The sequence below is a fragment of the Pseudoalteromonas sp. 20-92 genome (assembly GCF_030847595.1).
In the GTDB taxonomy this organism is placed as follows: Bacteria; Pseudomonadota; Gammaproteobacteria; order Enterobacterales; family Alteromonadaceae; genus Pseudoalteromonas; species Pseudoalteromonas fuliginea.
On the sequence record NZ_JANJGQ010000066.1, the window covers coordinates 1 to 849 of the forward strand.

An 849-nucleotide genomic window follows, 5' to 3' on the forward strand; every position below is an offset into this window, starting at 1 on the left:
GCTAAAGTAATTATGGCTTAAAAAAGTTAGGCAGGGATCAGTGCGTTTAACTTGACAGTGGGAGTCATACCAACGCCCCGTTAAGAGGCAAAAAATATGTTGGCTAAAATTAAGCGACGAAGGAGCAAAAGCCAACTGTTTTTTGTCCTTTTAAACGGCTTGTTAAGTGCCTAAAACTCACCCCAAAATGTGTCAAATTCTTTTAAAAACTCGAGTTTAGAATTTGACTTTAAGCCATACACAAAAACATTATCTACTAATTTAGCGGATATTAAATATAAACTATCAGGTTGTGATTCAAGTTGTAATTCGGTTTTACAAGGTCCGTTTGTAAAAGGTATAACTTGAATATTTAATTCAATCACACCATGTATTTTACCTTTTTCTGCCAAGTCATTGACCACCCAAGCTAATGCCGCTTTTTCATCAATCCTTGCAGGCTTCAACTTATTAATTATCGCACTTAATTTTTCGCCAATTGATGTCCAAGCATCTAAGTTTTTATTAATTTTGTCACCAAGTAAAAAAGTACCAACAAGTGAAGTGCCAGCAATAGTCTTCCAGTCAATTGTGTTGAACAATTCAACTAAAACACTTGGGCAATCAGCACCATGTCCAATATTTGAATAATGAATGCTAGGAGCTTCATCTAGTACCTGAGTTAACGAATTTTTTATTTCATTTGAGAATACAGCTTCATCCCAGTTTTCGTTATCATAATATGGATCACTAAAGATTAGTTGCATTTAAAACTCCAAACCTGAGAGGCACTTAGACATAATGACTCCCACACGGTGTTAGCCTCCGCTTTTCGTGGGTTAGCTTAATTCAAAGCCAGAGCCATAATTA

1 protein-coding gene is annotated in these 849 nt (G+C 35.7%); it reads right to left on the reverse strand.

The window, feature by feature from the left end:
• Positions 1–170: 170 nt before the first annotated feature.
• A complete protein-coding gene (locus NRL14_RS20765; RefSeq protein WP_306725515.1) occupies positions 171–746 on the reverse strand; it encodes a hypothetical protein in 576 nt (191 codons plus the stop codon).
• Between the last annotated feature and the right edge of the window lie 103 nt (positions 747–849).

What these genes read in the sequence shown, in the direction of transcription:
- NRL14_RS20765 (WP_306725515.1), bottom strand. Translation starts at nt 746, where the DNA reads ATGCAACTAATCTTTAGTGATCCATATTATGATAACGAAAACTGGGAT.